This is a genomic window from Shewanella sp. SG41-4 (assembly GCF_014164505.1).
Lineage (GTDB): Bacteria > Pseudomonadota > Gammaproteobacteria > Enterobacterales > Shewanellaceae > Shewanella.
Window position 1 is genome coordinate 1 of record NZ_JACJFI010000741.1, and the last position, 591, is coordinate 591.

The following is a 591-nucleotide window of genomic DNA, read 5'->3' on the forward strand; positions in this document are numbered from 1 at the left end:
ACCGGCCACTTAAAGTGGCCTTTTTCGAGGCGACGATAATAAAGCCAAAATCCGTTAGTATCCCAGAATAAGATTTTGAGCTTATCGCGGTGTCGATTACAAAAGATAAACCAAGCCTGGCTAAATGGGTCCATTTCAAGTGTGTCTGCGACGATTAATGACAGTCCATCAATCGACTTTCTCATGTCGGTGACACCGGACACTAAATACACGTTACCAGTGGGAGTCATTGTAGTGCTGCAACCCAATGTTTGATTTGTGTTTGACTGAGCATCGAAGGGAGTTCAGCGCGAATACCGTTAGGTAATAATAGCACAACGACATCAGTGCTTTCCTGGTCAAAGACAATGGGCTGAACATGTTGCTTGGCCTCTTTACTGTTGAGTTTTTTGACCCAATAGTAAAGTGTTTGATAGTGGATTGACCGCTCAGTACAAAATTGTTTAATCGGTAACTGGCTTTGTTTGAACTCAGTCAGTATTTGAGTCCAGTGGTCATGTTTTTGCGATTGATTCATAGCACCTCCTTTGTAAAGAAGCACTATGCCAAAAGCTGATTTTTATTGGTATGTGGGGTTAATTGACCGCTTAC

2 protein-coding genes are annotated in these 591 nt (G+C 42.3%); both read right to left on the bottom strand.

Annotation, left to right across the window (positions count from 1 at the left end; translation table 11 throughout):
- On the bottom strand, positions 1–230 hold a 230-nt coding region (gene tnpB / locus H5202_RS23615; protein ID WP_182774143.1), incomplete at its 3' end, for an IS66 family insertion sequence element accessory protein TnpB.
- Positions 227–517, bottom strand: coding sequence for an IS66 family insertion sequence element accessory protein TnpA (gene tnpA / locus H5202_RS23620; RefSeq protein WP_182774145.1), 291 nt, complete (start codon positions 515–517; stop codon positions 227–229). The genes tnpA and tnpB, both read right to left, overlap by 4 nt.
- Positions 518–591 lie beyond the last annotated feature (74 nt).

Excerpts from the sequence above, each read along its gene's own strand:
- tnpA (WP_182774145.1), bottom strand. The coding sequence starts at position 517 with ATGAATCAATCGCAAAAACATGACCACTGGACTCAAATACTGACTGAG.